This window comes from Streptomyces sp. 13-12-16, assembly GCF_002114215.1.
Lineage (GTDB): Bacteria > Actinomycetota > Actinomycetes > Streptomycetales > Streptomycetaceae > Streptomyces.
Window position 1 is genome coordinate 4,962 of sequence record NZ_NCTE01000972.1, and the last position, 5,212, is coordinate 10,173.

Below are 5,212 nucleotides of genomic sequence, written 5' to 3' on the forward strand. Positions count from 1 at the left end.
CTCGGTGTCCTCCAGCACCAGCGCGTCGTAGTGGTCGCCCTCGTAGCGCGTCCAGGTCCTGCCGTCGATCTGCCGCGTGGTCTCCGTCTTCGCGGCACCCTGCGTCTTGTCCTCGATGAACGCCGACCGCTTGCCCGCGGACTGCTCGACCGCCACGTACTCCCCGTCGGGGGCGCGGAAGCCGAGGTGCCAGGCCTCGGACTCGGTGCCCCGGTAGCGGACGGAGGTGGGCTTCCACGCCTCGGGCAGGCCCTCCGGCGCGGCGACGGGGTAGGAGGCGGCCCGGCGGGCCGTGAGCAGGTCGACCCGGTAGTCGACCCGCTTGATGTCGGGTTCGCCGTCCTCGTGCGGGATGAACAGCCAGACCACTCCCGCCACGAGCGTGATGAGGGCCAGGGAAAGGATCATGTCCCGGGCCGTTTTCTGCATGCTGTTCGTTCCTGCCACGCCCTCTATCGTCGCAGGTGCCCGGTGCGCTCATCCGTGGGGGGCCCTGCTCATTCTGTCGGACTGGCGATAGAGTCGTGCCCACACCCTCATCCGGCCGTCGTCGTACAGAAAGGTGCGCTCCGATGACCGAACACCATCACTTGCCGTCCGAGCTCGATGTCCCGTCCGAGGCCCCCGACCGCAACCTCGCCCTGGAGCTCGTACGGGTGACCGAGGCGGCGGCCATGGCAGCCGGCCGCTGGGTAGGACGCGGTGACAAGAACGGCGCCGACGGCGCCGCGGTGCGCGCCATGCGCACCCTCGTCTCCACCGTCTCGATGAACGGCGTCGTCGTCATCGGCGAGGGCGAGAAGGACGAGGCCCCGATGCTCTTCAACGGGGAGCGCGTGGGCGACGGGACCGGCCCGGAGTGCGACATCGCCGTCGACCCGATCGACGGTACGACGCTGACCGCCAAGGGCATGACGAACGCCATCGCGGTGCTGGCCGCCGCCGAGCGCGGTTCGATGTTCGACCCGTCGGCCGTGTTCTACATGGACAAGCTGGTCACCGGGCCGGAGGCCGCCGACTTCGTCGACATCAACGCGCCGGTGAGCGTGAACATCCGGCGGGTCGCCAAGGCCAAGCGGGTCACCCCCGAGGACGTCACCGTGGTGATCCTCGACCGGCCGCGGCACGAGGGCATCATCAAGGAGATCCGGGAGACCGGGGCGCGCATCAAGCTGATCTCCGACGGCGACGTGGCCGGCTCGATCCTCGCACTGCGCGAGGGCACGGGCATCGATCTGCTGCTCGGTGTCGGCGGTACCCCCGAGGGCATCATCTCGGCGTGCGCGGTGAAGTGCCTGGGCGGGACCATCCAGGGCAAGCTGTGGCCCAAGGACGACGAGGAGCGGCAGCGGGCGGTCGACGCGGGGCACGACCTGGACCGGGTACTGACCACGGAGGACCTGGTCACCGGGGACAACGTGTTCTTCGTGGCGACGGGGATCACGGACGGCGAGTTGCTGCGCGGGGTGCGGTACCGGTCGGAGACGGCCACGACCGATTCGATCGTGATGCGGTCGAAGTCGGGGACGGTGCGCCGGATCGACTCCGAGCACCGGCTCTCGAAGCTGCGGGCGTACAGCGCGGTCGATTTCGACCGGGCCAAGTGAAACGTCACTTCAGGGTGCCTGCGGCGCGGGGTGAGTGCGGGTGCGTTGTGGTTGATCGCGCAGTTCCCCGCGCCCCTGGGTGAGCTGCCCCGCCCGGCGTAAAAAGGCGCCCCCTGTGCGGAGGGAGCGCCCACGCGGCGGAGCCGCACACGCCACAGCCCCGCACCCCTGGGTGAGCTGCCCTGCCCGGCGTAAAAAGGCGCCCCCTGTGCGGAGGGAGCGCCCACGCGGCGGAGCCGCACACGCCACAGCCCCGCGCCCCTGAGGCGGGATCAGTCCCCCGGCACCCGGAGGGAAGCGGGTTTCCCCGTGGCGAAGGGGCGCCCCCTGTGCGGAGGGGGCGCCCCTTTCCTGTCGTTCGGGCGTGCTTCAGCCCGCTGCCGCGATGCGGCCCGGGCGGGTGTTCTTCTTCAGTTCCATTTCGCGGCGCCTGCGGCGGGCCAGGACCACGCGGCGTTCGGCGGCGGTGAGGCCGCCCCAGACGCCGTAGGGCTCGGGCTGGAGCAGGGCGTGCTCGCGGCACTCGACCATCACCGGACAGCGGGCGCAGACGCGCTTGGCCGCCTCCTCGCGGGAGAGCCGGGCGGCGGTGGGTTCCTTCGAGGGTGCGAAGAACAGCCCCGCCTCGTCGCGCCGGCACACCGCCTCGGTGTGCCAGGGGGCGTCCTGGTCCCTGTCCCGTGCTGCTGCTCGCTGGGCCGGGACAGCGGCTATCTGCAGGGACGAATGCGGCGGTTGCAGCACGGTCTACTCCTGACGACGGCTTCGCAAGCGAGACACGATGCAGCAAGGCTTACCCGATGTACGCGCGCCTATGCACTGAGTTCCGATCCGTGCGTCAGTGGCCCAGGTGTCTGCGCATGCTCCTGTCGACCTTGCGCTGCACCCGGTCGAGGATGTCCGCCACGAGCTTGCCGCGCCTGGGCCGCGCCTCGACGCTGCCCAGCACCGCCCAGCCGTCGACGTAGACCACCGGGGCCTCGTCGTCGGTCGCGTCGAGCGTGTCCACCTCGAAGGCGCCGAGCACGCCGCCGCCCATGCCGCGCAGCGACACGTTCTCCGGGACGCGGATCTCGACGCTGCCGAAGACGGAGAACGCCTTGATCATGACCTGCTGGTGGTCGAACAGCGCCTCGCTGAGGTCGATCTCCACGCTCCCGAAGACCGCGTAGGCGTGAATGCGGCGGCCGGTGCGCCAGCGGCCCTTGCGGGTGGCGGCGCTGAACACCGCGACCACGTTGTCATCGGGGTCCACCGGGATCGCGCCGGCGGTGGGGCGGCTGGGGACGGAGGCGTGTGCCGCGCGCCGCTGGTGGGCTATCGGCAGGTCCTGGATGAACACCTCCAGCTCCCCGACCGTCTTGGCGGCCAGCACGCCCTCGACGCGCTCCGCGTGCTCGTCGGCGGTGAGGCGGCCCTCGGCGAGGGCCTCGCGCAGGAGGTCGGCGGTACGGTCCCGGTCGGCGTCGGAGGCGCGCAGCTCGGCCGTCCGCGGTGCCGTGTCCGGCTGCTGGGCGTGCTTCTGAAGGTCCACGGCGCCAGCGTACCCAAACGCGATAGATCGCGACTACCCCCTGACGGGGACAACTGCGGGGACGGCCACGGGGACGACTGAGGACAACCTCACAGGCTCGCCGCGAGGAGCAGGTCCTACGCTGGTGGGCGCCCGCCAACGTCGGCGGGCGGCGGTGAGCGAGCCGAAGGGGCGCGCCTGTGCGGAGGGCCCGAGCGCGCGGAGGCCCTGAGGGTCGAGCACGATCGGGCCCTCCGCACAGGCTTCGGCGCCCCGGAGGCGAGCCGCCCCGGAAGACTTCCTGTCGAGTGAGGAATGGGCGAGATGCCTGATTTCGAGTACGCCGATCTGCTCCCCATGGGAGAGGACACCACCCCCTACCGGCTGGTGACCTCCGAAGGTGTCTCCACCTTCGAGGCCGACGGGCGGACGTTCCTCAAGGTGGAGCCGGAGGCGCTGCGCAAGCTCGCCGAGGAGGCCGTCCACGACATCCAGCACTACCTGCGCCCCGCCCACCTGGCGCAGCTGCGCCGCATCATCGACGACCCCGAGGCGTCGGGCAACGACAAGTTCGTCGCGCTGGACCTGCTGAAGAACGCGAACATCGCGGCGGCGGGCGTGCTGCCGATGTGCCAGGACACCGGTACGGCGATCGTCATGGGCAAGCGCGGGCAGAACGTGCTGACGTCGGGGCGTGACGAGGAGGCCCTGAGCAAGGGCATCTACGACGCCTACAAGAACCTGAACCTGCGCTACTCGCAGATGGCTCCGCTCACCATGTGGGAGGAGAAGAACACCGGTTCCAACCTCCCGGCGCAGATCGAGCTGTACGCGACGGACGGCGGCGCGTACAAGTTCCTGTTCATGGCCAAGGGCGGCGGGTCGGCCAACAAGTCGTTCCTCTACCAGGAGACCAAGGCCGTCCTGAACGAGGCCTCCATGATGAAGTTCCTGGAGGAGAAGATCCGTTCGCTGGGCACGGCCGCCTGTCCGCCGTACCACCTGGCGATCGTCGTCGGCGGCACGTCGGCCGAGTACGCGCTGAAGACCGCGAAGTACGCCTCCGCGCACTACCTGGACGAGATCCCCTCCGAGGGGTCGGCGCTCGGGCACGGCTTCCGGGACAAGGAGCTGGAGGAGAAGGTCTTCGAGCTGACGCAGAAGATCGGGATCGGGGCGCAGTTCGGGGGCAAGTACTTCTGCCACGACGTGCGGGTGGTGCGGCTGCCGAGGCACGGGGCGTCGTGCCCGGTCGCGATCGCCGTGTCCTGCTCGGCGGACCGGCAGGCCGTCGCGAAGATCACCGCCGAGGGCGTGTTCCTGGAGCAGCTGGAGACGGATCCGGCGCGGTTCCTGCCGGAGACGACGGACGAGCAGCTCGACGAGTCGGGCGACGTGGTCAGGATCGACCTCAACCAGCCGATGGACGAGATCCTCGCCGAGCTGACCAAGTACCCGGTCAAGACCCGGCTCTCCCTGACCGGCCCGCTGGTCGTGGCGCGCGACATCGCGCACGCCAAGATCAAGGAGCGGCTGGACGCGGGCGAGGAGATGCCGCAGTACCTGAAGGACCACCCGGTGTACTACGCGGGGCCCGCGAAGACGCCGGAGGGGTACGCGTCGGGGTCGTTCGGGCCCACGACGGCCGGGCGCATGGACTCGTACGTGGAGCAGTTCCAGGCGGCGGGCGGGTCCAAGGTGATGCTGGCGAAGGGGAACCGTTCGAAGCAGGTCACCGACGCGTGCGACGCGCACGGCGGGTTCTACCTCGGGTCCATCGGCGGGCCGGCGGCGCGGCTCGCGCAGGACTGCATCAAGAAGGTCGAGGTCGTCGAGTACGAGGAGCTCGGGATGGAGGCGGTGTGGAAGATCGAGGTGGAGGACTTCCCGGCGTTCATCGTCGTCGACGACAAGGGGAATGACTTCTTCCAGGATCCTTCGCCGCAGCAGCCGACGTTCACGTCGATCCCGGTGCGGGGGCCCGGGCTGGCGTAGCACCTCCGGGGCGGGGCCCGGGCCGGCGCAGCACCTCCGGGGCGGGGCCCGGGCCGGCTCAGCACCTCCGGGGCGGCGGGGGCGGGGTTTCGCCCCC

At 70.5% G+C, this 5,212-nt stretch carries 5 protein-coding genes; 2 read left to right on the forward strand and 3 right to left on the reverse strand.

Going from position 1 to position 5,212, the window contains the following annotated elements; all coding sequences use genetic code 11:
- On the reverse strand, positions 1–429 hold a 429-nt coding region (locus tag B7767_RS33360; RefSeq protein WP_085575370.1), incomplete at its 3' end, for a DUF4245 domain-containing protein.
- 143 nt (positions 430–572) lie between these two features.
- On the opposite strand from B7767_RS33360, the gene glpX reads away from it, so the two are divergent.
- Positions 573–1,607: a class II fructose-bisphosphatase gene (gene glpX / locus B7767_RS33365; RefSeq protein WP_085575371.1), complete on the forward strand. Its 1,035-nt coding sequence runs from the start codon at positions 573–575 to the stop codon at positions 1,605–1,607.
- Between the two features lie 369 nt (positions 1,608–1,976).
- Here glpX and B7767_RS33370 read toward each other — a convergent pair whose 3' ends face one another.
- Together B7767_RS33370 and B7767_RS33375 are read right to left on the reverse strand one after the other, a co-directional pair.
- A complete protein-coding gene (locus tag B7767_RS33370; protein ID WP_085575372.1) occupies positions 1,977–2,351 on the reverse strand; it encodes a WhiB family transcriptional regulator in 375 nt (124 codons plus the stop codon).
- A gap of 94 nt (positions 2,352–2,445) precedes the next feature.
- Positions 2,446–3,141, reverse strand: coding sequence for a DUF1707 domain-containing protein (locus B7767_RS33375; protein ID WP_085575373.1), 696 nt, complete (start codon positions 3,139–3,141; stop codon positions 2,446–2,448).
- 303 nt (positions 3,142–3,444) lie between these two features.
- Between B7767_RS33375 and B7767_RS33380 the strand changes: the two genes are divergently transcribed.
- Positions 3,445–5,115, forward strand: coding sequence for a fumarate hydratase (locus B7767_RS33380; protein ID WP_085575378.1), 1,671 nt, complete (start codon positions 3,445–3,447; stop codon positions 5,113–5,115).
- Positions 5,116–5,212: the final 97 nt, after the last annotated feature.